Origin of the sequence: Gordonia sp. Z-3, assembly GCF_036233855.1 — a bacterium.
GTDB classification, from domain to species: Bacteria; Actinomycetota; Actinomycetes; order Mycobacteriales; family Mycobacteriaceae; genus Gordonia; species Gordonia tangerina.
In genome coordinates this window covers 1-25,453 of the sequence record NZ_JAZARS010000008.1, presented here as the reverse complement: position 1 = coordinate 25,453, position 25,453 = coordinate 1, and the positions used below count along the sequence as shown (strand labels likewise).

Below are 25,453 nucleotides of genomic sequence, written 5' to 3'. Positions count from 1 at the left end.
GCGGCCGTGGTCGTTCGCGTGCGTAGGATCGAGGAGTGATCAGTCCGCGCCGCTCGCCACGTGCCGCTCTCCGATCCCGCTGGGACTCCACGGGTTTGCGCGAGATCACCCGCGGACTGGGCACACTGGACGCGGAGATATTCGAGACCATTGCGCAGTCCCACTCCCCCGGACTCGACGCAGTGATGCCACGGCTGACCCGGGCCGCCGATCATTCGAAACTCTGGTTCGCGATCGCCGGCGCGATGGCACTCGGCGGTGGCGCGACGGCGCAACGTGCCGCGGTACGCGGAGTTGTGACGGTCGGCGTGACGAGCGTGCTCACCAACCAGATAGCCAAACGCATCCGCAGTCGTCCTCGGCCCGAGACGGCATCGGTTCCGCTGCAGCGGCGATCTCGGCGGACCCCGACCTCCAACTCGCTGCCGTCGGGACACTCGGCCAGCGCGGCCGCCTTCGCCATGGGCGTCGGCATCGAACACGCCCCGACGGGACTCGTCCTCGGTGGCCTGGCCGGCCTGGTCGGGCTGTCCCGCATCGCCACCGGCGCACACTACCCCGGAGATGTCTTGGCCGGGTTCGGGATCGGGGCGACCATCGCAGTCATCGGCGGGCGTCTGGTGCCGCCCATCACCACTCACGACATCGCGATCGCCCCGCCGTCGGATGTACCCGCGCCGGCGTGTCCGGCTGGGGCGGGCGTGGTGGTGGTCGGTAATCCGGCGTCGGGGTCCGGCAACGGACGACAGGTGCTCGACAAAGTGCGAGCACTACTCCCCGACGCGGAAATCATCGAAATCGGCCCCGACGACGACATGCCCGATCTCTTACGTCGGGCCGCGGAACGGGCCGACGTACTGGCAGTGTCCGGCGGCGACGGCACCGTCGCCTGCGCCGCGCCTGTGGCGCTCGGGGCGGGGATTCCCCTGGCGGTTCTGCCCGGCGGTACGTTCAATCACTTCGCCCGGGATCTGGGCATCCGGTCGGTGGCCGACACCGTCGGCGCCATCGCCGAAGGCCGCGTGACACGCGTGGACATCGTCCGGCTCAACGATGACACGGTCGTGTTGAACACGGCTAGTATCGGCGCGTACCCGCATTTCGTCCGCACCCGGACCCGCCTGCAGCACAAACGTAGTCGGCCTTTCGCCACCGCCGTCGCGCTCATGGCCACGCTACGCCGCACCCGCCCCGTCCGGATTCGTGTCGACGGGGTGGTCATGGAGACGTCGCTGTTCCTGCTCGGCAATTCGTTGTACCGGCCGTCCGGTTTCGCACCATCGCGACGACTGCGGATCGACGACGGACTACTCGATGTACGCATCCTCGAGGTCGGTCACCGATTCGCACTCGCACGTCTGGTGAGTTCCATGCTCACCGGACGGTTAGAGCGGTCGCCGCTGTATCACGAGCTGCAGGTGCCCGAGTTCTCGTTCTCCGCGGTGGACGAGCCGCTCGTGGTGGCCCACGACGGCGAGGTCGGTGAGAGCTACGACGAGGCCACATTCCGCGTCGATTACCGTGCGCTGTCGGTCTATACCCCGGCGCCCCGACGCTGACGGCGATCCCCGACGGGGCCAGCCGTCGTACGACGACAACGGCCGCCTCCGACCAGCGTGGTCAGGGAGGCGGCCGTTGTCAGAGGCTGCTGTGGGTCAGTGCTTCTCCGGACCCACGTGGTACTCGAAAACGAGTCCTGCCGCGGTGCCGATGATGACGAACCCCGCGAAGATCGCGAACCACAGGTTGTGGGTGGCGAAACCGATGCCGAACAGGGCGGCGCCGAAGGCCAACAGGATCGGCCACCAGGAGTGCGGGCTGAAGAAGCCCAATTCGCCTGCGCCGTCCTCGACCTCGGCGTCTTCGTAGTCCTCGGGACGGATCTCGACACGACGAGCGACGAACCGGAAGTAGGTGCCGGCGATCAGCGTCAGGCCGGCACTGAAGAACATTCCGGTCACGCCCACCCACTCGACGCCGCGACTCGCGAACGCAGTACAGATCGTGTAGATGATGCCCGCGAGGAAGAAGAATGCCGTCAGCAATTCGAAGATTCGGGCTTCGATTTTCATCCGTTTGCTCCCACCGTGCAGTTAGGCAAGGACGTGTTGGAGGCATCACCGAGGTCGGTCGGGGTGTCGCCGTCGGTGGCGCGTCGCGTGTCGAACGGAACCGTCGTCACCGACTCGGGAACCTCGCAGATCTCTTCGAGCGCCTGCGCATTGGTCGCCTGCGGGTTGTCCTCCCGATAGCGGATGTAGGCGTCGAACTTCTCCGGCGAAACCGCACGGACCTCGAAGTTCATCATCGAGTGATAGGTGCCGCACATCTCGGCGCAACGCCCGACGAAGGCACCCTCCCGGTCGATGCTGGAGATCTGGAAGACGTTGTCGGAGTGGTTCTGCTCCGGGAACGGCATCACGTCGCGCTTGAAGAGGAACTCCGGCACCCAGAATGAGTGGATGACGTCGGCCGCGGCGATCTCGAACTCGATGCGCTGGCCCGTCGGCAGCACCAACACGGGGATCTCGTTCGACGATCCGACCGTTTCGATCTGGTTGAACTGCAGGTAGTTCCGGATATCGTCGTCGCGACCGCCGGCCGGGAGGGGCAGCTCCTCACCGTGGTGGCTGGCCTCGTTGCGTGCCTGCAGCTCGAACGGGCTGCCTTCGCCCTCGAAGCCGTCATAGCGCGAGCCGTCGGTGAACTCGACCTCGCGGTAGCCGAACTTCCAGTTCCACTGGAACGCGGTCACGTCGACGACGACCTTGGAGTCGTCGGTCTTGCTCTCGACGTCGTTCTGGACCACGACGGTGAAGTAGAAGAGCACGGCGATGATCACGAACGGGATCGCCGTGTAGGTCAGTTCCAGCGGCACGTTGTACGCGGTCTGCCGGGGGAAGACGTCCTTGCCGGGCTTGGCCCGGTGGAAGGTGATGGTCCAGAAGATCAGGGCCCACACCAGGATGCCCATGAGGAGTGCGGCGATGACCGACCAGGTCCACAGCTCGCCCATCTTCTCTGCTTCGGGGGTCACGCCTTCGGGCCAACCGAAGCGCATCGCCGTACGGGCGTCACATCCCGACAGCAGCAACGCCCCGATGCCGAGTGCGACGAGTGCACCGACCTGCTTGATCGTCCGCGATGCGGAACGGGCCCCTGTCGCCCGCGGCCGTCCACCGTGTGCCAATTTCACGCCTTCCCGCTCGCTCGATGTCGGCACACGTGCCGACCGAGTTGCCATGCCACATGACTCGCACAGGGCTTTCTTCGCCCGCGCCGAGTCAAGTCACACCCAGCGCCAAGGCAATTCTTGCACCTAGTACTACGCAGCGTAGACCAAGCCGTGCAACGTTTCGTGATTGGGGTTTACCTGCGTGCCTCGTCACGGCACCACGCTGAACCGACCCGCGGACCGTACGCCTTGCGTGGCGCGTACGTCAGGCATACTCGACGCGTCAGAACAGCATCGCGACGTCGACGAAATGGGGCCTGTCTGGTGTGTGGTTTGCTCGGTCTGCTGACCTCGGACGGTTCGGCATCCGACGCTGTCGGATCGGTGTCGGACGCGTCGCACTGCATGCGCCACCGCGGCCCGGACGAGCCGGGCACCTGGCATGATGCCGACCTCGTCCTCGGATTCAACCGGCTGTCGATCATCGACATCGAACACTCGCACCAACCGCTGCGGTGGGGACCGCCAGAACACCCCGACCGGTACGCACTCGTGTTCAACGGCGAGATCTACAACTATCTCGAGATCCGCGCGGAACTGACTCGCGATCACGACGCCGAGTTCGCCACCGAGGGTGACGGCGAGGCCATCGTCGCAGCGTTCCATCACTGGGGACCGGACGCGGTGCGTCGCCTGCGTGGCATGTTCGCATTCGCGATCTGGGACACCCGGCAACGCTCGTTGTTCCTCGCTCGCGATCCATTCGGCATCAAGCCACTGTTCATCGCGACCGGCCCCGGCGGTACCGCTTTCGGCAGCGAGAAGAAGAGCCTGCTCGAGCTGACCGGGTTGCTCGGGTTGGGCGACGACCTCGATCCTCGGGCCATCGAGCACTACACCGTGCTGCAGTATGTTCCCGAGCCGGAAACCCTGCATGCGGCGATTCGACGACTCGAATCCGGGTGTCATGCGTCCATCCGCCCGGGCCAGGCGCCACAGATCCAGCGATACTTCACACCCCGTTTCCCGGTACGACCGTTCGGCAGCGGGGACTCCCAGGCACGCTACGACGAAATCGCCGAGGTCCTGTCCGATTCGGTGGCCAAACACATGCGCGCCGACGTGACCGTGGGGTCATTCCTGTCCGGCGGCATCGACTCCACCGCGATCGCTGCGCTGGCGATCCGCCACAACCCCGACCTGGTCACCTTCACCACCGGCTTCGAGCGCGACGGATACTCCGAGATCGACGTGGCGGTGGAATCCGCCGAGGCGATCGGCGCCAAACACGTCGTCAAGGTCGTCAGTCCGCGAGAGTTCATCGAGGCCATCCCGGAGATCGTGTGGTACCTCGACGACCCGGTCGCCGACCCGGCCCTCGTGCCGCTCTACTTCGTCGCCCGGGAGGCCCGCAAGCATGTGAAGGTGGTGCTCTCCGGTGAGGGCGCCGATGAGTTGTTCGGCGGCTACACGATCTACAAGGAGCCGCTGTCACTGAGTGCGTTCGACCGGCTGCCGGGCGCGTTGCGCCGGCTCGCGGGGCGGGTGTCCGACCGGATTCCGGAGGGGACCCGCGGCAAGAGCCTGCTGCACCGCGGCTCACTGACGCTCGAGGAGCGCTACTACGGCAACGCCCGCAGCTTCGACGATGCGCGACTGCGCGCGGTGCTCCGCGACTACCGTCCGGAGTGGACCCATACCGACGTCACCGCGCCCATCTACGCGATGTCGACCGACCTCGACCCCGTCGCCCGCATGCAACACGTCGACCTGTTCACCTGGTTGCGCGGCGACATCCTGGTGAAGGCCGACAAGATGACGATGGCCAATTCACTGGAACTGCGCGTGCCGTTCCTCGATCCCGAGGTGTTCCGCGTCGCAGAGGCACTCCCCTTCGACGAGAAGATCGCCCATGGCACCACGAAGTACGCCCTTCGGCAGGCCCTCGAACAGATCGTTCCGCCCCATGTGCTGCACCGCAAGAAATTGGGCTTTCCGGTGCCCATCCGCCACTGGCTGGCCGGCACCGAGATGTTCGACTGGGCGCACGAGGTCATCGAGCATTCGCAGACCGACCACATCCTCAACAAGAACGTCGTGGTCGAGATGCTCAACGAGCACCGCAACGGAGTCGTGGACAACAGTCGCCGGCTGTGGACGCTGTTGATGTTCATGGTCTGGCACGGGATCTTTGTCGAGAAGTCGATCGTCCCCGACATCACTGATCACCACTACCCGGTGCGGTTGTAGCGGGTCGAGTCCCTTTTCGCGCCGACAGAACCCACAAAATCGCCGACAGAACCCAGATTATCGCCGACAGAACCCAGATTTCCGTCGAAAGAATCACTCGCACGCGTGCGGCTGGGTTCTGTCGGCGATTTTGTGGGTTCTGTCGGCTACTGTGCTGGGCGCGTCAGGGAGCTAGAGTGCGGCGGCGATCTCGTCGGCGGCCGGGTCGCCGTAGGCCTCGCCGATGCGCTTGAGCGCGAGGTCGCGATCCCAGGTCCAGTCCTGGGTGGAGACGGTCTCGAGCACCAACACGGCGATCATCGAACCGATCTGCGCGGAACGTTCGAAGCCGAGGCCTTTGTCGAGGGCGGTGAGGAAACCGGCCCGGAAGCCGTCGCCGACACCGGTCGGGTCCACCTTCTCGGTCTCCGGCACAACCGAGACGTGTGTCCTGGTGCCGTCCTTCTCCACGATCTCGACCCCGTCCTTGCCGAGCGTGGTGATCCGCACACCGACCATCTCGGCGACATCGGCCTCCGACAGGCCGGTCTTCTGCCGCAGCAGACCCCATTCGTATTCGTTGGTGAACAGGTACGTTGCGCCGTCTATCAGTGCGCGGGCCTGCTCGCCGTCGAGCCGGGCGAGTTGCTGTGAGGGGTCGGCAGCGAACGGGACGCCGAGCCGTCGGCACTCCTCGGTGTGCCGAATCATCGCCTCGGGATCATCGGCGCCGATCAACACGAGTTCCGGAGTACCGGTCCGTTCGAAGACCCCGGCCAGCGAGATCTCGCGCGCCTCACTCATCGCACCCGGGTAGAAACTGGCCAGCTGCGCCATCGCCTGGTCGGTGGTGCACATGAACCGCGCCGTGTGCTGGGTGTCGGAGATCCGTACCGACGAACAATCGACCCCGTGCGCTTCGAGCCACTGACGGTAGTCGTGGAAGTCGGCGCCGACCGCACCCACCAGTTGTGGGTCACCGCCGAGCACACCCATCGCGAACGCGATGTTGCCGCCCACCCCGCCACGTCGCACGACCAGGTCTTCCACCAGGAAGCTCAGCGAGATGTGCTCGAGGTGATCGCCGACGAGTTGCTCAGAGAACTTTCCGGGGAAGGTCATCAGATGATCGGTCGCGATGGAGCCACAGACAACGGTTGCCACGTGTGGAAGGCCCTTCATTCCGCAGGAGTTGGACAGCAGTCCACGCTACCCAGCCGCGCAGACGACATCGACCGCACCCCCGTGCGGCCGGAGATGCGGTCGATGTGTGAAAGGTTCGGTCGATCAGTTGAACGAGTCGCCGCAGGCGCAGCTGCCGGTCGCGTTCGGGTTGTCGATGGTGAATCCCTGCTTCTCAATGGTGTCGACGAAGTCGATGGTGGCGCCACCCACATAGGGTGCGCTCATGCGGTCCACCGCCAGGGTGACGCCGCCGAAATCGTCGGTGAGGTCACCGTCGAGGCTGCGGTCGTCGAAGAACAGCTGGTAGCGCAGTCCCGCGCACCCGCCCGGCTGAACGGCGATCCGCAACGAGAGGTCATCCCGACCTTCCTGCTCGAGCAGGCCTTTCGCCTTGGCGGCAGCTGCGTCGGTCAGAAGGACACCGGTCGTGGTGGCGGTTCCGGATTCGTTCTGAACGGTCATCGATGCTCCTGTATGTCTCGGATGGAGGTCCTGCGCTGTCGGGGTCCGACCGGGCCGAAGTCAACTCCGGCCCCTGTTGGGCCACGTGCTCGCTTCAACGGTACCTCGTCCGACTCTATTCCTGCCGAATCGGCGGTCCCGGCACACCGTCAGTGGTTCGTCTCCGGCTCGCGATGACCGCGTCGGTGGTGAAGATGACCAGAGCGATCCAGACGATCGCGAACCCGGCCCATCGTTCCGGCGGCATGGGCTCGTCCAGGATCACCACACCGATCATCAGCTGCATCGTCGGGGTGACGAACTGGGCGATGCCGAGCACCACGAGCGGCACCCGGCGCGCGCCCGCCGCGAACAACATCAATGGCGCGGCCGTCACCACACCGGCCATGGCAAGCAGGACCGCATGACCGGGTCCGGCCGAACCGAACGTCAAGCCGGAGGTGAGCGCCACCACCACCAGTTGTCCGATCGCCAGCGGGGCCAGCCACAACGACTCGCACGTCAGTCCACTGGTGACGTCGACGTCTGCGCCGATCGTCTTCTTCACCAACCCGTAGAACCCGAACGAGAACGCCACGCCCACGGCCAACCATGGGAACGCGCCGTACCCAGCACGATGACGAGCGTCGCCACCACCGCCAGTACCACCGCGACCCACTGCAGCGGCCGCAGCCGTTCCCGCAACACCAGCACGCCGAGGATCACGGTCACGATAGGGTTGATGAAGTACCCCAGACTCATCTGGATCACGTGGCCGGTGTAGGTGGCGATCACGAAGATCTGCCAGTTCACGTAGATCAGCACCCCGGCCAACGCGGTCGCGCCCAGCAGTCGTGGCTGTCGCAGGATGCCACGCAGCCGGGGCCAACCGCCCGAGAGCGGGACCACCACCGCGTAGAAGACCAGCGACAACAGTATCCGCCAGGCCACCACCTCCCACGGTCCGGTGGGTTCGAGAAGGACGAAGTACAGCGGTAGGAATCCCCACAGCGCGTAGGCACCGAGGGCGCAGAGGGCGCCGGTCAGATGGTCGCTCGGGCGCCGCGCGGATCGGTCGGAGGCAGTGAGGGCCGCATCGCCGCTCACGGCCGGTCACGCACCGCGCGACCCGCGTTCGACATCCCCCTCCGACCACTGCGCCGCAACCTGCTCTGCGAGTCGAGTCAACTGATGGTCGGCGTCGTTCATCGCCACCTCCACCGAACCGGCGATGTCGACGATGGCATGCGCACCGGCGATCCCGGCCGCAGCGATCTCATCCGACGTCAACGTCACCTGACCGGCGAACACCACTGTCGGAATTCCGGCCGCGGTCGCAGCTGCGGTGAGGGCGGCGACCACCTTGCCGCGCAGCGTCTGCGAGTCGAACTTCCCTTCGCCGGTGATCACCAAGCCCGCGGCCTCGACATCCGCGGCGCGGCCGGTCGCGTCGGCCACCACTGTCGCACCGGAGATCCGTCGTGCGCCCAGCGCGAGCAGAGCGGCCCCGAGGCCGCCCGCGGCTCCCGCACCTTCCTCCACCGAGATATCTCGGCCGGCGATGGTGGTCAGTGTCGCGTTGTGATCGGTCATCCGGCGTTCGAGGAGCTCGACTGTCGCGGGGTCGGCGCCTTTCTGCGGCCCGAAGACCGACGCCGCTCCCCACTGCCCGAGCAACGGGTTCTCCACGTCCGACGCCGCCACCAGAGACACATCGGCCAATCGCGCCGCCGCCTCCCGAGCACCGCCGAGCGCGTCGATCATCCCGCGTCCACCGTCGGTGGTCGCCGACCCACCCAGACCAACCACAATCGTCGCCGCGCCCGCGCCGAGTGCTTCGACCATCAGTTCGCCGACCCCGGTGGTGTCTGCTGACACCGCGGTACGCGGCGTCGGCCGGCCCCCGAGTTGATGGAGCCCACACGCCTGCGCGCATTCGATGTAGGCGACCGGACGCGACTCGGAATCGTCGAGCAGCCACCGGGCATCGACCGCCGCGCCGAGTGGGCCGGCCACAGTCGCGGTGCGCATGGTCCCCAGACGCGAGGCCAAGACGTCCACGAAGCCCGGTCCACCGTCGGATTGCGGAGCGCAACGCACGTCGTCGGCCGGTCGGGCAGCAGACCATCCTCGCGCGATGGCCCGGCTCGCCGCCACCGCCGACAGCGTGTCCCCGAACGAGTCCGGTGCGATCAGTACGCGCATGTCGCCTGCCGAGACGGTTGCTGTCCGAGGCGTGCTCTCATGCGCACGAAGTATAGGGAGGTCGGCAAACCTCGGCAGCACGGAATCGCCTAGGCTCGATGGTGTGAAGTTGCCATGGAAGTCAGATGACGACGCCGCCACGAGCACCGACGATGCGGCGTCCGAGGCCACCGAAGCCGGTGCATCCCTCACCGAAGAACCCGACTCCAAAGGCAGCGCCTATACCCCGGGCAAAGGCCGCGCGACCCCGTCGCGACGCCAGGCCGAAGGCCGACGACGCGGCCCGGTGGCACCGCCGCCCACCAACCGCTCGGAAGCACGTGCGCGCAAGAAGGCCCTGAAGTCGACGCTGTCGAAGGATGAGAAACGCAAACTCGCCGACGATCGACGCACACAGCGCAACGAACAGCGCGAGAAGATGATGGCCGGTGACGAGCGGTACCTGATGCCGCGCGACAAGGGTCCGGTGCGCCGTTTCGCGCGCGACATCGTCGACTCCCGCCGCAATTTCGCGGGCCTGTTCATGCCGTTCGCGATCGCACTGATCGTGGTGATGTTCGTCCCGCAGCTCGCGGTCTACGCCAACATGGTGCTGCTGGTGTTCGTGCTGTTCATGGCCATCGACGCCGTGGTCCTCGGTCGGCTGGTGAACCGCCGTGTCCGAGAGCGCTATCCCGACACCGATTCCTCGCAGACCGGCTTTCGGCTGGGCTGGTACTCCTTCACCCGTGCCATGCAGTTGCGGATGATGCGTGCCCCCAAACCGCAGGTGTCGCCGGGCGACGAGGTCTGATCGGTGGTGTCACGGGGGACGTCGACCGGTGAGGTGAACTCGCAGCCCACTCGCGCCGGCGTGCGCACTCTCGTCCTGGGTGGGGTGCGATCGGGCAAGTCCGGGCACGGTGAGTCGCTGCTGCGCGCGCACACCGAGGTCCGATATCTCGCCACCGGTCCCACCACATCGACCGACGCCGAGTGGGTGGCACGTGTCGCCGCTCACCGCCAACGGCGCGATGAGCGGTACACGACTCTCGAGACCATCGACATCGGCGGCGCGCTGCGATCCGACCCGCACACCCCGACGCTGATCGACGACCTCGGGACGTGGCTCGCCGCCGAACTCGACGCACTCGGCGGATGGGGTCCCGAACCGGTGGACCTAGCCGAGTTGCGCGCCACGCTGTGTGCCGCGATCGCGTCGTTCACCGGCGACCTGGTGATCATCAGCCCCGAGGCCGGGTTGTCGCTGGTGCCACCCACCCCTGCCGGACGCCGCTTTCAGGACGAACTCGGCACGCTCAACGAGGCTGTCGCCGCCGCGTGTGATCGGGTGGTACTGGTCGTCGCGGGGCGCGTGGTCGAGTTACCCGCCACCGCCGCAGCCGCCGCGCCGACCCCGGTCACCCCCGTCGTCTCCTCCCCACCCTCCCCACTTGCCCCTCGGCCGGCACCCGGCCGACCGGAACGCACGAAGCCTGAAACCCCAGCCGAACCCGGTGCGAATCCCACGACGGCAGCACAGAAGTCGAGTTCGGTCGACCCCACCGATGCCGAGGTCTTCGAAACCGTGGCCACTCCGGATCTCGGCATCGCGCGCGCGGCCAGGGAACGGCATCTCACCCTGACCAAACCGGCCGGCTCGCTGGGCCGTATGGAGGACATCGGGGTGTGGCTGGCGTCGTGCCAAGGCGTGTGTCCGCCGCGTCCGGTCAGCGCGCCGACGGTTGCGGTGTTCGCCGGCGACCACGGTGTCGCCCGTTCCGGGGTCTCGGCCTTCCCGCCGGAGGTGACTGCCCAGATGGTCGCCAACATCGCCGGTGGCGGCGCGGCCGTGAACGTACTGGCCCGACGTTCCGGCGCCACGGTGCATGTGTTCGACATGTCCGTCGACGCCGACACCGCACCCGATGTGTCCCGGTTCAAGGTGCGCCGCAGCAGCGGCGATCTCACCACCACCGACGCGTTGTCTCTCGCCGAGGCCCGCACGGCCCTCGCGGCCGGACGGGCGATCGCCGACGAACTGGTGGATTCGGGTGCTGATCTGCTGATCGGCGGCGAGATGGGCATCGGCAACACCACCCCCGCGACCGTGCTGATCGGCACGCTGTCGCGCCGTGAACCCGTAGAGATCGTGGGACGGGGCACCGGTATCGACGACGCCGGATGGATTCGCAAGACTGCGGCGATTCGCGACGGGATGCGCCGCGCGCGACGCCATGTGCACGATCCGTTGTCGTTGCTGGCCTCGGTGGCCGGAGCCGACCTCACCGCGCTGGCCGGATTCCTCGCTCAGGCGGCGGTGCGCCGGACCCCCGTCATCCTCGACGGGATGGTCGTCACCGCTGCTGCGATGGTGGCTGCCGAACTCGCCCCGGGCGCATCACGGTGGTGGTTGGCCGGGCACCGCTCGGTGGAACCGGCACACACCATCGCGCTGCATCATCTCGACCTCGAACCCGTGCTGGACCTGTCCATGCGCCTGGGCGAGGGCAGTGGCGCGCTGGCCGCCCTCCCCCTCGTGGCGTCGGCAGTCGACATCCTGTCCACGATGGCGACCTTCGACGAGGCGGGCGTCAGCGATCGCGACGCGTCGCCGACCGTTACCGACTCGCCGTCTGCGACAGCGCCCGGCGAGCCGTCACCCACAGCAGTCGCCGTGACCCGCTGACCGGGCGATCATGCCGTCCCCGGTCCGGGCTGTTTACGTCGCGCTGAGCTGGCTCACCGTCGTCCCACTTCCTCAGCCCGCGGTGGCGATGGACCGACGGGTGGGGGCTGCGGTGATGGCCGCGGTGCCGGTGGTCGGGGTCACCCTGGGCGCACTCGGTGCCGCGTTCGCCGCGGCGCTGTCGTTCACCGAGTTACCCACCGCGCTGATCGGGCTCCTGATCGTGGCGGCGTTGGCGCTGCTCACCAGGGGGATGCACATCGACGGCCTCGCCGACACCGCAGACGGGCTCGGCTGCTACGGGCCGCCCGACCGCGTCGTCGAGGTGATGAGGAGCGGGTCTTCGGGGCCGTTCGGCGTGGCGTCGATCGTCGTGGTGCTCGCGATTCAGGCGGTCGGGTTCGGCGCGCTGACCGACCAGCACCGTTGGTATGAACTGGCCTACGCGATTGCGCTGGGTCGACTGGTCGCCGTCATCGGTGCACGCCGCGGACTGCACCCGGCGCGTGCCGAAGGGTTCGGTGCCCTGGTCGCCGGCACGCAGCGAATGTCGATCGCCGTGTGGGCGGCCGCAGCAGTGGTGGGCGCCATCGGCGTCGGATGGCAGGCCGATGGTCTCGACTTCCCGGCGGCGGGCTGGGCAGTGGCCGTCGTCGCAGTGGTGGTGACGTTCGGCTGGTTCGGTACCGCCCACTGCGCCCGCCGGATCGGCGGTATCAACGGTGACGTCCTCGGGGCGGGAACCGAGGTGGGCGTGGCGATCGCGGTGATCGGCCTACTCATCTGAGACCGACCACCGGGCACCGACTCAGCGGCGATACAACTCCGTCATCCAGCCGTGGGTGTCGGCGAAGGTGCCCCGCTGGATGCCGGTCAGTGTGTCGCGTAACGCCTGGGTGACCTCGCCGGCCGCGCCGTCGCCGATCAGGTAGTCCTCGGTGTCGCCCTTCACCCGGCCGACCGGCGTGATAACGGCCGCGGTGCCGCATGCGAAGACCTCGGTGATGTCGCCGGAGGCGACTCCCTTGCGCAGCTCCTCGGTGCTGATGCGACGTTCCTCGACGGTGAAGCCGGCGTCGGTGGCCAACTGCAACAACGAATCCCGGGTGATTCCCGGCAGTAACGACCCCGTCAGTTCGGGCGTCACCAGGCGGGCGTCGGCCCCGGATCCGAAGACGAAGAACAGGTTCATGCCGCCCATCTCCTCGATGTAGCGACGTTCCACCGCGTCGAGCCAGACGACCTGATCGCAGCCGTGCGCGGTTGCCTGCGCCTGCGCCAGGAATGCGGCGGCGTAGTTGCCGCCACATTTGGCGAATCCGGTGCCGCCGGGCGCAGCCCGCACGTACTCGGTGGACAGCCAGACACTGACCGGCTTGATACCGCCGGTGAAGTACGAGCCGGCCGGAGAGGCGATCACGGAGTAGATGTACTGCGCCGACGGTGCGTTGACACCGAGACCGGCCTGCGAGGCGAACATGAACGGGCGCAGGTAGAGCGCTTCCTCGCCGCCGGCGGCGGGCACCCACTCGTTGTCGGCGTCGAGCAGCACACGCAGGGAGGCGATGAAGTCGTCCACCGGCAGCGGCGGCATCGCCAGCCGCTCGGCCGAACGCTGCAGGCGCAGTCCGTTGGACTCCGGCCGGAAGGCCGCGATGGACCCGTCGGGCTGCCGGTAGGCCTTGAGCCCCTCGAACACCTCCTGGCCGTAGTGCAGCACCATGGCCGACGGGTCGAGCGCGATCGGCCCGTACGGGCGCACCTGCGCGTTGTGCCATCCGCGGTCCACGTCGTAGTCGACCATCACCATGTTGTCGGTGAAGTACTTGCCGAAACCGGGTGCGGTGAGGATCTCCGCACGACGGTTCTCCGACACCGGGTGGGGATGTTCGGTACGCGTGAACTGCAAGGTCATTGGCCAATCGTACCGCCGGGCGGCAAACGGATTACCGCGGCCGTCAACGGCGACGCCGCGCCTCAGACGTGCGAGGTGACGAACGGTGGGATGACGACTTCACATGCCAGGTCGCGGCCCCGGACGTCGACCACCACCTGATCGCCCTTGCCCACCCCGGAATCGGTGGCCAACAGGGCCAACGCGATGCCCTGCTTGAGGGTCGGTGAGAACGTCCCGGAGGTGCAGACGCCGATGTCGGCACCGCCGGATTCGGCCAGAACACGGCAGTCGGCGCGCGGTACTCCCCGGCCGGTCGCCTTGAGTCCGTACAGACGTCGCGCCGGTCCGGCCGCCTTCTCGGCACTGAGCGCCTCACGCCCGACGAACTCCGGCTTCGTCCAACCGACCGCCCACCCGGTCCGCGCCTGGACCGGGCTGATCTCCGGGCTCAGTTCGTGACCGTGCAAGGCGTAGCCCATCTCGGTGCGCAGGGTGTCCCGAGCACCCAGCCCGGCCGGCGATCCACCGAGTCGCTGCACCACCGTCAGCAACGCGTCGAACACCGGGCCGGCATCGGTCCACCGCGGCAGTATCTCGAAGCCGCGTTCCCCGGTGTAGCCGGAGCGACATACCCGTACCGGCACCGCGCCGTCGGGGGTGGACAGTTCCGCGTCGGCAAACGCCATGTATTCCATCTCCGTGGGCAGCCCCAGCTCGGCCACCGCATCCGGAGACTTCGGGCCCTGCACTGCGAACACCCCGAAGTCGCGGTGCTGATCGGTGATCGTCACCCCGGCGGGCGCCGCGTCCGAGAGTTGCGCGACCACCGCCGCGGTATTCGCCGCATTCGGGATCAGAAACACCTCGTCGTCGCTGACGAGGTAGGCGATCATGTCGTCGACGACTCCACCGGAGTCGTTGCAGCACAACGTATATTGAGCTTTTCCGGGACCAATCTTGGCGAGGTCGTTGGTGAGTACCCGGTTGACGTGTTCCGCCGCTCCCGGCCCGGCCACCACCGCCTTGCCCAGATGACTCACGTCGAACAGGCCCACCGATTCGCGTACGGCTGTGTGCTCGGCGACGGTGCCCGCGTAGGACACCGGCATGTGCCAGCCACCGAAGGCCGCGAAAGTGGCACCGAGGGCAGTGTGACGGTCGGCGATCGGTCCGGCGAGAAGTTCGGTCATACCGACAACCTTAGGGTCCTCGCGGCGACAACCGCGTCGACATCGACGTCGCCGGACTCCGCGTGACCCGAGTCGACGTGACTAGAGTTGACGCCGTGAGCAAGAACGACAGCATCGACCGCGTGCGCGGCCCGGAACTGGCAGTGGCAACCTCTCTCGGCAAGTCGGATGACGCTTTGGTGATCGGTCTCATCAAGCCCGACACCGACACCGAACCGACCCTGGTCATCGGCGACGGCATCCTCGACGACGCGCAGGCCGACGCGATCGCCACGGCGGTCGGCCGACTCGGAGCGACCGGTGCGCATGGGGAGGTCACCCGTCTCCCCGCACCGGACGGACTGCCGGTGGACCTGGTGGTTGCGGTGGGGCTCGGCGAATCCGCCGACGTCGACGATGCTGAACGGCTGCGTCAGGCCGCGGGCGTGGTGATCCGCGAACTCGACGGGGTCGGCACCGTCGCCACCACGTTGTCGACGCTGCAGCTGCAACCCGTCGCCGAGGGACTCTTCCTGGGCGCCTACCGTTTCGACACCTTCCGGTCCGACAAGACCCAGCCCAAGAAGACACCCCCGACACGCATCACGCTGCTCAGCGACGACAAGGACAAGGCGACCAAGTCTGACCTCGAGCACGCCGCCGCGGTGGCCGACGCCGTGGCGATCGCACGAGACTTCGTCAATACCCCGCCCAGCCACCTCTACCCCGAGGAGTTCGCCGAGCGGGCCCGCCGCCTGGGCAGTTCGGTCGGACTCAAGGTGGAGGTGCTCGACGACACCGCGCTGGAGAAGGCCGGCTACGGCGGCATCATCGGTGTCGGCAAGGGTTCCTCGCGCCTGCCGCGGCTTGTCCGACTCAGCCACGCCGGCAAGAAGGGCGCCAAGAAGGTGGCCCTGGTCGGCAAGGGGATCACCTTCGACACCGGCGGCATCTCGATCAAGCCCGCCGCCAACATGGATGCGATGACCTCGGACATGGGGGGCGCGGCCGCCGTCATCGCCGCGACGATCCTGGCCGCACGACTCGACCTCGACGTGTCGGTCACCGCCACGGTGCCCATGGCCGAGAACATGCCCTCGTCGACCGCCCAGCGCCCCGGCGACGTCCTGACCCAGTACGGCGGCACCACCGTCGAGGTCCTCAACACCGACGCCGAAGGCCGGCTGATCCTCGCCGACGCCATCGTCCGCGCGTGCGAGGACGAACCGGATTACCTCATCGACACCGCCACCCTCACCGGCGCCCAGATGGTGGCGCTCGGCGCGCGTACGCCGGGGGTCATGGGCACCGACGAGTTCCGCGATCGGGTTGCCGCGCTGTCGCGGGAGGTCGGCGAGAACGCCTGGGCGATGCCCCTGCCCACCGAGCTCCGCGCCGACCTCAAATCACGGGTCGCCGACCTCGCCAACGTGACCAATCATCGCAACGGCGGGATGCTCGCGGCCGGCATCTTCCTCAAAGAATTCGTGCCGGAGTCGGTTGCGTGGGCGCATATCGACATCGCCGGACCGGCATTCAACACCGGCGGCGCGTGGGGCTACACCCCCAAGGGCGGCACCGGCGTTCCCGTCCGGACCATCGCGCGCGTCCTCGAGGACATCGCGGCCGACGGCTGACCGCCGCACAGACAAGTCCGGCCACACCACATCTGTGTGACGCGATTTGGGTAGGGTGATCGGGGACGGTCGGCTCACCCGCCTCAGCCCGTCTCGGTGCACCGACGGCGCACACACCGCGGCGCGCAGACCAACGACAACACCTCGAGTTCAGGAGTCAACAACGATGGCCTTCTCCGTCGAAATGCCCGCCCTGGGTGAAAGCGTCACCGAGGGAACAGTGACCCGGTGGCTGAAGGAGGAGGGCGACACGGTCGAGGCCGACGAACCACTGCTCGAGGTCTCCACTGACAAGGTCGACACCGAGATCCCTGCGCCTACTTCGGGTGTGCTCACCAAGATCATCGCGCAAGAAGATGATGTGGTGGAGGTCGGCGGGGAACTCGCCCTCATCGGCGACGCCGATGAGCAGGCCGGTGACGACTCGAGCGGTGACGACTCGGCGGGTGGCGACGAGCCGACCGACGCCGGTGAACCCGAGCAGGCCGACGAGGCCCCCTCCACCGAGGCCGAGGCGCCTGCCGAGAAGCCGTCCGCGGAGTCCACCCAGGGCGGCGGGTCGGCCGAGGGCACCGATGTGGTGATGCCCGAACTCGGCGAGTCCGTCACCGAGGGCACCGTCACCAATTGGCTCAAGTCCGTCGGCGACAGCGTGGAGGCCGACGAGCCGCTGCTCGAGGTGTCCACCGACAAGGTCGACACCGAGATCCCCGCGCCGATTGCCGGCACCCTGCTCGAGATCGTCGCTCAGGAAGACGACGTGATCGAGGTCGGCGGGAAGCTCGCAGTGATCGGCGACGCGTCGGCGGCACCGACTCAGAAGTCCGAGCCCGAGCCGGAACCCGAGCCTGCGAAGACCGAGCCCGAGCCGGAGCCGGAACCGGAACCCGCGAAATCTGAGGCGAAGCCGGCCCCCGAAGAGAAGTCGGCCCCGGCCGCCGAGTCCGACACCGTCACGGTGTCGAAGGCCGATCCGGAGACGATGTCGTCGACACCGTATGTCACGCCCCTCGTCCGGAAACTGGCTGCCGAGAACGACATCGACCTGAATTCCATCAAGGGCACCGGCGTCGGCGGTCGCATCCGCAAGCAGGATGTGCTCGCGGCGGCTGAGTCGGCGAAGGCTCCCGAGCCGGCACCGGCGGCGTCACCGGCCGCGTCCGCGCCATCGGCGCCGGCGTCGTCGGCCCCGGAGATCAAGCCGGAGTTGGCCGAACTGCGCGGGACCACGCAGAAGATCAACCGCATCCGTCAGATCACCGCGAAGAAGACCCGCGAATCGCTGCAGACCAGCGCGCAGCTGACGCAGGTCTTCGAGGTGGACATGACCAAGATCGTGTCGCTGCGCAAGCAGGCCAAGGAATCCTTCAAGGCCTCCGAGGGTGTGAATCTCACCTTCTTGCCGTTCATCGCCAAGGCCGTCGTCGAGGCGCTCAAGGCGCATCCGAATGTCAACGCGTCGATCGACGAGGACCGCAAGGAGATCACCTACTACGACAAGGTGCATCTCGGCATCGCCGTGGACACCGAGCAGGGGTTGCTGTCGCCGGTCATTCACAACGCCGACGACCTGTCGATCGCCGGGTTGGCCCGCGCCATCGCCGACATCGCGGCCCGCGCCCGCAAGGGCGCCGGCGGCCTGAAGCCCGACGAGTTGGCCGGCGGCACGTTCACCATCACCAACATCGGCAGCCAGGGCGCACTGTTCGACACGCCGATCCTGGTCCCGCCGCAGGCGGCGATGCTCGGCACCGGTGCGATCGTTAAGCGTCCGGTCGTGATCACCGGCGACGACGCCTCGGAGTCGATCGCGGTGCGTTCGATGTCCTACCTGCCGTTGACCTACGATCACCGTCTGATCGACGGCGCCGACGCCGGCCGCTTCCTGACGACGATCAAGAAGCGGCTCGAGCAGGGCGGCTTCGCGGCTGATCTGGGACTCTAGGGCGAGATGCGCGTCGCCGTCGCCGGCTCGCAGGGCCTGATCGGCACCGCGGTGGTCGCCGCACTGCGCGAGGCCGGCCACACGGTGGTCCGACTGGTGCGACGCGAGGCACTCGATGACGACGAGTTCAGCTGGGACCCTGAAACTTTCGGGGTCCCTGCGGAGAGTCTCAATGGCGTCGACGCGGTGATCGGCCTCGGCGGTGTCGGGGTCGGTAACCAGCGTTGGAGTGGGCGGTTCAAGCAGGAGTTGCGGGATTCCCGGATCACGCCCACCGAGGTGCTGGCCGAAGCAGTGGCCGCCGCAGGCGTGCCCACCTTTCTCAGCGCTTCGGCGACCGGGTTCTATGGCAACACCGGCAGTCACGTGGCCACCGAGGCCGACGGCGCCGGTGGCGGATTCCTCGCCGGCCTGGTCACCGACTGGGAACACGCGGCGACGGCCAACGCCGGCAGCAGTACCCGCGTGGTGCTGCTGCGGACGGCACCGGTGCTCTCGCGCCAGGGCGGTCTCTTGGGTCGGCTGCGGCCGATATTCTGGTTCGGCCTCGGCGGTCCGATCGGCAGCGGTGAGCAGTACTTCTCCTGGATCACCTTGCCCGACGAGGTACGCGCGATCGCGTTCCTGCTCGAATCCTCGATCAGCGGTCCGGTGAACCTGTGCGCCCCGGGTGCGCTGCCGTTCGGTGAGTTCGCCTCGGCCGTGGGCCGCTCGATGCATCGTCCGACAGTCCTGAAGGTGCCTGCCTTCGCGGCGAAGGCGGTGGGCGGCGAGATGGCCGAGGAAATGATTCTGTTCAGTCAGCGCGTTGCACCTGACGTGCTCACCGAACATGGATTCTCATTCCGCCATCCCGACATCGACACCGCACTCGGATACGTCAATGCGTGAGGGTTCGATCCGCGCCTCGAGCGATCCGATCGAGGTCCGACTACTCGACGGCCTCGTCGACTACCGCACCGCGTACGACCTGCAGCATCAACTGGCCGGTGACCGTGCCGACGGAGTCCTCGACCACGACGTGTTGTTGCTGCTCGAGCACGCCTCGATCTATACCGCGGGCAAACGAACAGAGGACGGCGACCGACCGACCGACGGATCGCCGGTCATCGACGTCGACCGGGGTGGCCGCATCACCTGGCATGGGCCGGGGCAATTGGTCGGCTACCCCATCGTGAAGCTCGCGGAACCCCTCGATGTGGTCGAGTACGTCCGTCGCCTGGAAGAAGCACTGATCACCGTCTGCGCAGATCTCGGTGTCGCGACGACCCGCGTCGAGGGTCGGTCAGGTGTGTGGGTTGTCGACACGCCTGCGAGCGTCACGAAGGCCGACGAACGCAAACTCGGTCAGATCGGCATCCGCGTCGCCCGCGGCGTCGCATTGCACGGCGTCGCACTCAACGTCGATCCCGACATGTCCGCCTTCGACGCGATCGTCCCGTGCGGCATCGCCGACGCCGGCGTCACCTCGCTGGCCCGCGAACTCGGCAGACCACTGGGCCTCGACGCGTTCATAGATCCTGTCGCCGCGGCCATCACCAACGCACTCGACCACGACCATCGCGCCCCGGATGCCCTGAGCACCACGGGCGTAGCATCGGAGCAGTGACTGTGTCCTCATCCACCGACCACACGACCGCCGCCAACGGTTCCTCGGCCACCCCCGAGCCGGCCGGCCGCAAACTGCTCCGCCTCGAGGTGCGCAACGCGCAGACCCCCATCGAGCGCAAGCCGAACTGGATCAAGACCCGCGCAACCATGGGGCCCGAGTACACCGAACTCAAGGGCTTGGTGAAACGCGAAGGCCTGCATACCGTCTGCGAAGAGGCCGGCTGTCCCAACATCTACGAGTGCTGGGAGGACCGCGAGGCCACCTTCCTCATCGGCGGTGAACAGTGCACGCGTCGCTGCGACTTCTGCCAGATCGACACCGGCAAACCCGCCGAACTCGACCGCGACGAACCGCGTCGCGTCGCCGAGAGCGTCCAGGCGATGGGTCTGCGCTACTCCACCATCACCGGTGTCGCCCGCGACGACCTGCCCGACGAGGGCGCGTGGCTCTACGCCGAGACCGTACGGGCCATCCACCGTCTCAACCCGGGCACCGGTGTGGAGAACCTGATCCCCGACTTCCACGCCAAACCCGATCTGCTGGCCGAGGTGTTCGAGGCCCGTCCCGAGGTCCTGGCGCACAACCTGGAGACCGTGCCGCGCATCTTCAAGCGCATCCGACCGGCGTTTCGGTACGAGCGGTCGCTCGACGTGCTCACCCAGGCCCGCGACTTCGGACTGGTCACCAAATCCAACCTGATCCTCGGGATGGGCGAGACGCCAGAAGAGGTGCAGTCGGCCATCGTCGACCTGCACGAGGCCGGTTGCGACATCCTCACCATCACCCAGTACCTGCGCCCCTCGCCGCGGCACCACCCGGTCGAGCGGTGGGTCAAGCCCGAGGAGTTCGTCGACCACTCCGAGTTCGCGACCGAGGTCGGCTTCGCCGGGGTGATGGCCGGACCACTGGTCCGCTCGTCCTACCGCGCGGGACGGCTCTACGCGCAGGCCATGGCACATCGCGGCCGTGACCTGTCCCCCGCGCTGGTGCACCTGGCCGACGAGGGTTCGGCCAGCCAGGAGGCATCCAGCCTCCTCACCCGCCTCGCCGGCAGGTAACCGGGCTCGACACCGACCCCTGGGTTCGCCCCTCGGCCATCTCCGCCTCCGCGCGCGTCCGGAGGACCTGCGTACCACGTGCGGAGGAACCCTTGCGAGGGGTGGTGGCGTGGCGCCGTAAACTGGGCTCCATGGCAAAGGCGCAAGACAAAGAGGCGAAAGCCGCGGCGAAGAAGGCTCGGAAGCAGGCGTCGAAGGAACGTCGCCAGCAACTGTGGCAGGCCTTCCAGATGCAGCGGAAGGAAGACAAGCGGCTGATCCCGTACATGGTCGGCCTGTTCGTGCTCATCGTCGCCATTTTCGTCGGGCTCGGCCTGCTGTTCGGTTCGGTGTGGTTGCTGTTGCCCCTCGGTATCGTCCTGGGCCTGCTCGCCGCGTTCATCCTCTTCGGCCGTCGCGTGCAGCGCACCGTCTACACCCGGGCCGAAGGCCAGCCGGGAGCCGCCGGATGGGCGTTGGGCAACATGCGCGGCCAATGGCGGGTGAAGCAGGCCGTCTCGGGCAACGCCCATCTCGACGCCGTCCATCGGGTCATCGGCAAGCCGGGTGTCATCCTCGTCGGCGAGGGTTCGGCCGCCCGCGTCAAACCCCTGCTCGCCCAAGAGAAGAAGAAGGCCGCGCGGGTCGTCGGCGACACCCCTATCTACGAGATCGTGGTGGGCAACGACGACGGGCAGATCCCGCTGAACAAGCTCGAGCGCCACATCAACAAGCTGCCCAAGAACATCGACGGCAAGCGGATGGAGACCCTCGAGGGTCGGTTGTCGGCGCTGGGCGGACGCAATCCGCAGGGGCCGGGCATGCCCAAGGGCCCGATGCCCGGCAACGCAAAGGTCCGCGGGATGCAGCGCACCGCGCGGCGTAAGGGCTGATCCGCGGGGGCGTGCGGTCACCCACGCGCCGTCACGTGGCCTGTGCCTGATCCAACACGTAGAAGACGAAACCGCCCGGGTCGCTGTAGGCGGCGATCGAACCGTCCGGGATCTCCGACGGCTCCGCGACGACGCCGAGTTCACTCGGCCGGTCGGCGTGAAAAGCGGCGACGCTGTCGATTGCGAACACCGGACCGCTCGGGGCATCCGGGTCGGCTGCGTCCAGCATGATCCCGACATCGGAATCGGGCAGCGCGAGCGTCACAGTCATATCGCCTTCTCGCCACTTTTTCGACGAAGCCCGATCCGTCGCGATACCGGCTCAGCGAGGCCTGTAGGTCGCGGGTCGGAGCCAGTAAGAATTCCAGCTTCATAGTGGTTTCCGGTATCGACCTCGGCCAAGGGCCGATTGGTGCTGTCTGCGGTCGAACTGTTCGGCGCCCGACCGTATGCAGAGGTCACCGTGGGTGATCTCGCCGGGGCCGCCGACGTCACCACGGGGGCCCTGTATCACCATTTCCAGAACAAGCTCGGCCTCTACCGGGTGGTGCGCACCGATGTCGAGCAACGACTGCTGGACCGCATGACGGGCGCGGCGGCCGGTCGGGACTCGTTCCGGCTACGACAGGCGCTCGTGGTCGGGTTCGACTTCGCCGTCGACAACGAGTTCACGCGCATTCTCGGCGAAGCGGCGCCCTACGCCGACGAAGACCGCGTGGCGGAGTTCCTGTCCGACATCACGCGTGGCGGAACGAGCACCGGCCGAGTCCTCGCCGCGACGTGGCGGGCCTCGGTCCTGACGGTCACCGACGCCGAGTCGGCGGCGGAGTCGCGAGAGGTGCTCGCGCGCTTGGGCGCGGCCTTCTGACGGGCGGCCGGTGGCCTTTTACGAGGTGGCACCGGCGCCCATCACCTGGCTCATCGGCTCCGGACCAATGCCGTGCCGGTGGCGCGATCGTGCAGAGCACGCCCGTTGTAGTCGTTGATCAGCGCCGGCACCAGGAACACGATCAGCACCTGCCGACCGAGAGCTCGCAGGATGCCGACCGCGGCAACCGGGACCTCGCCGGTCACCTCCGCCTCGGTCCGATCGGGTCCGTAGTCGACGCGCGCCACCCGAAGGCCGACAGCGAACTGCCCTGGAGTGAAGCCGAACAGCGTCAGCGACACCACTCCCAGCACGAACCACACGAACAACACCGTCGTGCCCAGATTCGGCGAGTCGAACGAGACGAACAGCAGTGAAACCCCACCGGCCAGAATCCAATCCACTCCGAGTCCCAGGGTCCGCAGCCAGCCACCGGCCAGGGATCCGGGTCCCGACTCCGGTAGGCCCAAATCCTGCCCGCGGTAGTCGCCACCGCCGCCCGGACCGATCTGTGGTCCCGACAGCCACGTTCCCGTTGCGCGGCCCATCAGAACCACTCCCCCACACCGGGCGTGGGCGAATGATCGGACGGAGTCGGTACGCGCATGTTCTCCATGGTATCGGCCCGTGTGTGCCGACCTCCCCGACGACCGTTCGCGACGATTCGGGGAGTTGCGTGGTGCGTCGGGGACGGGCATGGCATTGTTGCGATGCGGGACACCCGTGTTGTCGAGGCATCAAGGGCGTGTAACACAGGAGAAACATGCCCTTGACGGCTAGGCAACCTCGCGTCCATACGGTTCCAGCTGAGATCCGGCGCTGCATCTCGTGGTGCGGCGGATTGAGTCGGGCCAGGTCGCTGGCCACCCGAACAAGTTAAGGAGTCACCGCACGGTGTACAGCAGCAAAGAAGAACTACTCGAGGGCATCAAGAAAGAAGGTGTCGAGTACGTCGACATCCGCTTCTGCGACCTGCCCGGTGTGATGCAGCACTTCTCGATCCCGGCCTCGGCGTTCACCGAGGACGTGTTCGAGGACGGCCTCGCCTTCGACGGCTCGTCGGTTCGCGGCTTCCAGTCGATCGACGAGTCGGACATGATGCTGCTACCCGACCCGGCCACTGCGCGGATCGATCCGTTCCGCAAGGCCAAGACGATGAACATCAGCTTCTTCGTCCACGACCCCTTCACCCGTGAGGCCTACAGCCGCGACCCGCGCAACGTCGCCCGCAAGGCCGAGGACTACCTGGCCTCCACCGGCATCGCCGACACCTGCTTCTTCGGCGCCGAGGCCGAGTTCTACATCTTCGACGGCGTCTCCTTCGGATCGGAGATGAACGGCACCTTCTACGAGGTCGAGTCGGAATCGGGCTGGTGGAACACCGCCTCGCCGACCGACCCGGACGGCAGCCCGAACCTCGGCTACAAGGTCCGCCCGAAGGGTGGCTACTTCCCGGTCGCGCCGTACGACCACTACGTGGATCTGCGCGACGAGATGTCGACCAACCTGCAGAACGCCGGTTTCGAGCTCGAACGCGGCCACCACGAGGTCGGCACCGGCGGCCAGGCGGAGATCAACTACAAGTTCAACACCCTGCTGCACGCGGCCGACGACGTGTTGCTGTTCAAGTACATCATCAAGAACACCGCGTACGCGAACGGCAAGACAGTCACCTTCATGCCGAAGCCGCTCTTCGGCGACAACGGCTCGGGCATGCACGCCCACCAGTCGCTGTGGAAGGACGGCAAGCCGCTGTTCCACGACGAGGCCGGCTACGCGGGTCTGTCGGATCTGGCGCGCTACTACATCGGCGGCATCCTGCACCACGCGCCGTCGCTGCTGGCCTTCACCAACCCGACGGTGAACTCCTACAAGCGCCTGGTCCCGGGTTACGAAGCCCCGATCAACCTGGTCTACAGCCAGCGCAACCGCAGCGCCTGCGTGCGTATCCCGATCACCGGCAACAACCCGAAGGCCAAGCGCCTCGAGTTCCGCTGCCCGGACAGCTCGGGCAACCCGTACCTGGCGTTCGCGGCGATGATGATGGCCGGCCTCGACGGCATCAAGAACAAGATCGAGCCGCACGAGCCGGTCGACAAGGACCTCTACGAGCTCCCGCCAGAGGAGGCCAAGAGCATCCCACAGGCGCCGACCTCGCTGTCCGCGGTCATCGACAAGCTCGAAGAGGATCACGAATACCTCACCGCCGGTGGCGTGTTCACCGAGGACCTGATCGAGACCTGGATCGCGCTCAAGCGTGAGAACGAGATCGAGCCGGTGCAGATCCGTCCCCATCCGTACGAGTTCTCGCTCTACTACGACTGCTGAGCGCCTGCGCAGCACGCCTGACGCGAAGGGCGGCCGGGATATCACCCGGCCGCCCTTCGCCGTCTGCGCAGCTCAACATTCACGTGACGTAGTGCCTCACGTCAAACTGCCCGCGAAATCCGACTCATGCCTCAGATAGGAATGCCCGCGAAAGCTGTCAGCCG

24 protein-coding genes are annotated in these 25,453 nt (G+C 67.2%); 13 read left to right on the top strand and 11 right to left on the bottom strand.

Annotated features, from left to right (window positions below; translation table 11 throughout):
- The first annotated feature begins 35 nt into the window (after positions 1 to 35).
- Positions 36 to 1,559, top strand: a complete 1,524-nt coding sequence (locus tag VX037_RS10890) for a bifunctional phosphatase PAP2/diacylglycerol kinase family protein (protein WP_328714184.1) — start codon at positions 36 to 38, stop codon at positions 1,557 to 1,559.
- A 96-nt stretch (positions 1,560 to 1,655) separates the two neighbouring features.
- Here VX037_RS10890 and VX037_RS10885 read toward each other — a convergent pair whose 3' ends face one another.
- Entirely contained in the window at positions 1,656 to 2,072 is a 417-nt protein-coding gene (locus VX037_RS10885) for a cytochrome c oxidase subunit 4 (RefSeq protein ID WP_235723253.1), read from the bottom strand.
- Positions 2,069 to 3,196 (bottom strand): aa3-type cytochrome oxidase subunit II, encoded by a 1,128-nt coding sequence (gene ctaC / locus VX037_RS10880; protein WP_372512357.1) that lies wholly within the window; start codon positions 3,194 to 3,196, stop codon positions 2,069 to 2,071. The genes VX037_RS10885 and ctaC overlap by 4 nt, the downstream gene beginning before the upstream one ends.
- A 303-nt stretch (positions 3,197 to 3,499) precedes the next feature.
- Between ctaC and asnB the strand changes: the two genes are divergently transcribed.
- Positions 3,500 to 5,425, top strand: coding sequence for an asparagine synthase (glutamine-hydrolyzing) (gene asnB / locus VX037_RS10875; RefSeq protein WP_328714183.1), 1,926 nt, complete (start codon positions 3,500 to 3,502; stop codon positions 5,423 to 5,425).
- A gap of 171 nt (positions 5,426 to 5,596) precedes the next feature.
- Here the strand turns inward: asnB and VX037_RS10870 are convergent, their stop codons facing one another.
- The 5 genes from VX037_RS10870 to VX037_RS10850 all read right to left on the bottom strand — a co-directional run bounded on the left by VX037_RS10870 (position 5,597) and on the right by VX037_RS10850 (position 9,235).
- A complete protein-coding gene (locus VX037_RS10870) occupies positions 5,597 to 6,586 on the bottom strand; it encodes a carbohydrate kinase family protein (RefSeq protein WP_235722771.1) in 990 nt (329 codons plus the stop codon).
- A 105-nt stretch (positions 6,587 to 6,691) separates the two neighbouring features.
- The gene (locus VX037_RS10865; protein ID WP_235722770.1) at positions 6,692 to 7,051 is read right to left on the bottom strand and encodes a HesB/IscA family protein; all 360 of its coding nucleotides are present in this window, start codon (positions 7,049 to 7,051) and stop codon (positions 6,692 to 6,694) included.
- A gap of 115 nt (positions 7,052 to 7,166) precedes the next feature.
- Positions 7,167 to 7,628, bottom strand: a complete 462-nt coding sequence (locus tag VX037_RS10860) for an EamA family transporter (protein ID WP_328714178.1) — start codon at positions 7,626 to 7,628, stop codon at positions 7,167 to 7,169.
- Positions 7,595 to 8,137: an EamA family transporter gene (locus VX037_RS10855; RefSeq protein WP_328714176.1), complete on the bottom strand. Its 543-nt coding sequence runs from the start codon at positions 8,135 to 8,137 to the stop codon at positions 7,595 to 7,597. Before VX037_RS10855 ends, VX037_RS10860 begins: the two co-directional genes overlap by 34 nt.
- A gap of 6 nt (positions 8,138 to 8,143) precedes the next feature.
- Positions 8,144 to 9,235 carry a glycerate kinase family protein gene (locus VX037_RS10850; protein WP_328714174.1) on the bottom strand — a complete coding sequence of 364 codons (1,092 nt, stop codon included), beginning with the start codon at positions 9,233 to 9,235 and terminating at the stop codon, positions 8,144 to 8,146.
- A gap of 103 nt (positions 9,236 to 9,338) precedes the next feature.
- On the opposite strand from VX037_RS10850, the gene VX037_RS10845 reads away from it, so the two are divergent.
- Genes VX037_RS10845 through VX037_RS10835 form a run of 3 tightly spaced genes read left to right on the top strand, consistent with a single transcriptional unit; the run spans position 9,339 to position 12,690 of the window.
- Positions 9,339 to 10,028 (top strand): DUF3043 domain-containing protein, encoded by a 690-nt coding sequence (locus tag VX037_RS10845; protein ID WP_235722767.1) that lies wholly within the window; start codon positions 9,339 to 9,341, stop codon positions 10,026 to 10,028.
- A gap of 3 nt (positions 10,029 to 10,031) precedes the next feature.
- Positions 10,032 to 11,903: a nicotinate-nucleotide--dimethylbenzimidazole phosphoribosyltransferase gene (cobT, locus tag VX037_RS10840; RefSeq protein ID WP_287016919.1), complete on the top strand. Its 1,872-nt coding sequence runs from the start codon at positions 10,032 to 10,034 to the stop codon at positions 11,901 to 11,903.
- Between the two features lie 10 nt (positions 11,904 to 11,913).
- On the top strand, positions 11,914 to 12,690 hold the full coding sequence (locus tag VX037_RS10835) for an adenosylcobinamide-GDP ribazoletransferase (RefSeq protein WP_287016920.1): 777 nt from the start codon (positions 11,914 to 11,916) through the stop codon (positions 12,688 to 12,690).
- A gap of 21 nt (positions 12,691 to 12,711) precedes the next feature.
- On the opposite strand, the gene VX037_RS10830 is transcribed toward VX037_RS10835, so the two are convergent.
- Positions 12,712 to 13,818: a branched-chain amino acid aminotransferase gene (locus VX037_RS10830; RefSeq protein WP_235722762.1), complete on the bottom strand. Its 1,107-nt coding sequence runs from the start codon at positions 13,816 to 13,818 to the stop codon at positions 12,712 to 12,714.
- 62 nt (positions 13,819 to 13,880) lie between these two features.
- Positions 13,881 to 14,990 (bottom strand): glycine cleavage system aminomethyltransferase GcvT, encoded by a 1,110-nt coding sequence (gcvT, locus tag VX037_RS10825; protein ID WP_235722761.1) that lies wholly within the window; start codon positions 14,988 to 14,990, stop codon positions 13,881 to 13,883.
- Positions 14,991 to 15,085: 95 nt separating this feature from the next.
- Here gcvT and VX037_RS10820 point away from each other — a divergent pair, with 95 nt between their 5' ends.
- The 6 genes from VX037_RS10820 (at position 15,086) to VX037_RS10795 (ending at position 22,093) form a co-directional block, all read left to right on the top strand.
- On the top strand, positions 15,086 to 16,606 hold the full coding sequence (locus tag VX037_RS10820; protein WP_287016921.1) for a leucyl aminopeptidase: 1,521 nt from the start codon (positions 15,086 to 15,088) through the stop codon (positions 16,604 to 16,606).
- Between the two features lie 166 nt (positions 16,607 to 16,772).
- Entirely contained in the window at positions 16,773 to 18,551 is a 1,779-nt protein-coding gene (gene sucB, locus VX037_RS10815) for a 2-oxoglutarate dehydrogenase, E2 component, dihydrolipoamide succinyltransferase (protein WP_235722758.1), read from the top strand.
- Positions 18,552 to 18,557: 6 nt separating this feature from the next.
- Positions 18,558 to 19,442 (top strand): TIGR01777 family oxidoreductase, encoded by an 885-nt coding sequence (locus tag VX037_RS10810; RefSeq protein WP_287016922.1) that lies wholly within the window; start codon positions 18,558 to 18,560, stop codon positions 19,440 to 19,442.
- Positions 19,435 to 20,160: a lipoyl(octanoyl) transferase LipB gene (gene lipB / locus VX037_RS10805; protein ID WP_287016923.1), complete on the top strand. Its 726-nt coding sequence runs from the start codon at positions 19,435 to 19,437 to the stop codon at positions 20,158 to 20,160. The genes VX037_RS10810 and lipB overlap by 8 nt, the downstream gene beginning before the upstream one ends.
- Before the next feature lie 2 nt (positions 20,161 to 20,162).
- Entirely contained in the window at positions 20,163 to 21,221 is a 1,059-nt protein-coding gene (lipA, locus tag VX037_RS10800; protein ID WP_442903661.1) for a lipoyl synthase, read from the top strand.
- 131 nt (positions 21,222 to 21,352) lie between these two features.
- Entirely contained in the window at positions 21,353 to 22,093 is a 741-nt protein-coding gene (locus VX037_RS10795; protein WP_235722755.1) for a DUF4191 domain-containing protein, read from the top strand.
- A gap of 31 nt (positions 22,094 to 22,124) precedes the next feature.
- On the opposite strand, the gene VX037_RS10790 is transcribed toward VX037_RS10795, so the two are convergent.
- Complete coding sequence (locus tag VX037_RS10790; protein ID WP_266060926.1) at positions 22,125 to 22,364, bottom strand: hypothetical protein; 240 nt, start codon at positions 22,362 to 22,364, stop codon at positions 22,125 to 22,127.
- A gap of 141 nt (positions 22,365 to 22,505) precedes the next feature.
- On the opposite strand from VX037_RS10790, the gene VX037_RS10785 reads away from it, so the two are divergent.
- Positions 22,506 to 22,961 carry a TetR/AcrR family transcriptional regulator gene (locus VX037_RS10785; protein ID WP_266060925.1) on the top strand — a complete coding sequence of 152 codons (456 nt, stop codon included), beginning with the start codon at positions 22,506 to 22,508 and terminating at the stop codon, positions 22,959 to 22,961.
- Between the two features lie 50 nt (positions 22,962 to 23,011).
- Here VX037_RS10785 and VX037_RS10780 read toward each other — a convergent pair whose 3' ends face one another.
- A complete protein-coding gene (locus tag VX037_RS10780; protein WP_235722751.1) occupies positions 23,012 to 23,509 on the bottom strand; it encodes an RDD family protein in 498 nt (165 codons plus the stop codon).
- Positions 23,510 to 23,855: 346 nt separating this feature from the next.
- On the opposite strand from VX037_RS10780, the gene glnA reads away from it, so the two are divergent.
- Positions 23,856 to 25,289, top strand: coding sequence for a type I glutamate--ammonia ligase (gene glnA / locus VX037_RS10775; protein WP_235722750.1), 1,434 nt, complete (start codon positions 23,856 to 23,858; stop codon positions 25,287 to 25,289).
- The last annotated feature ends 164 nt before the right edge of the window (positions 25,290 to 25,453 follow it).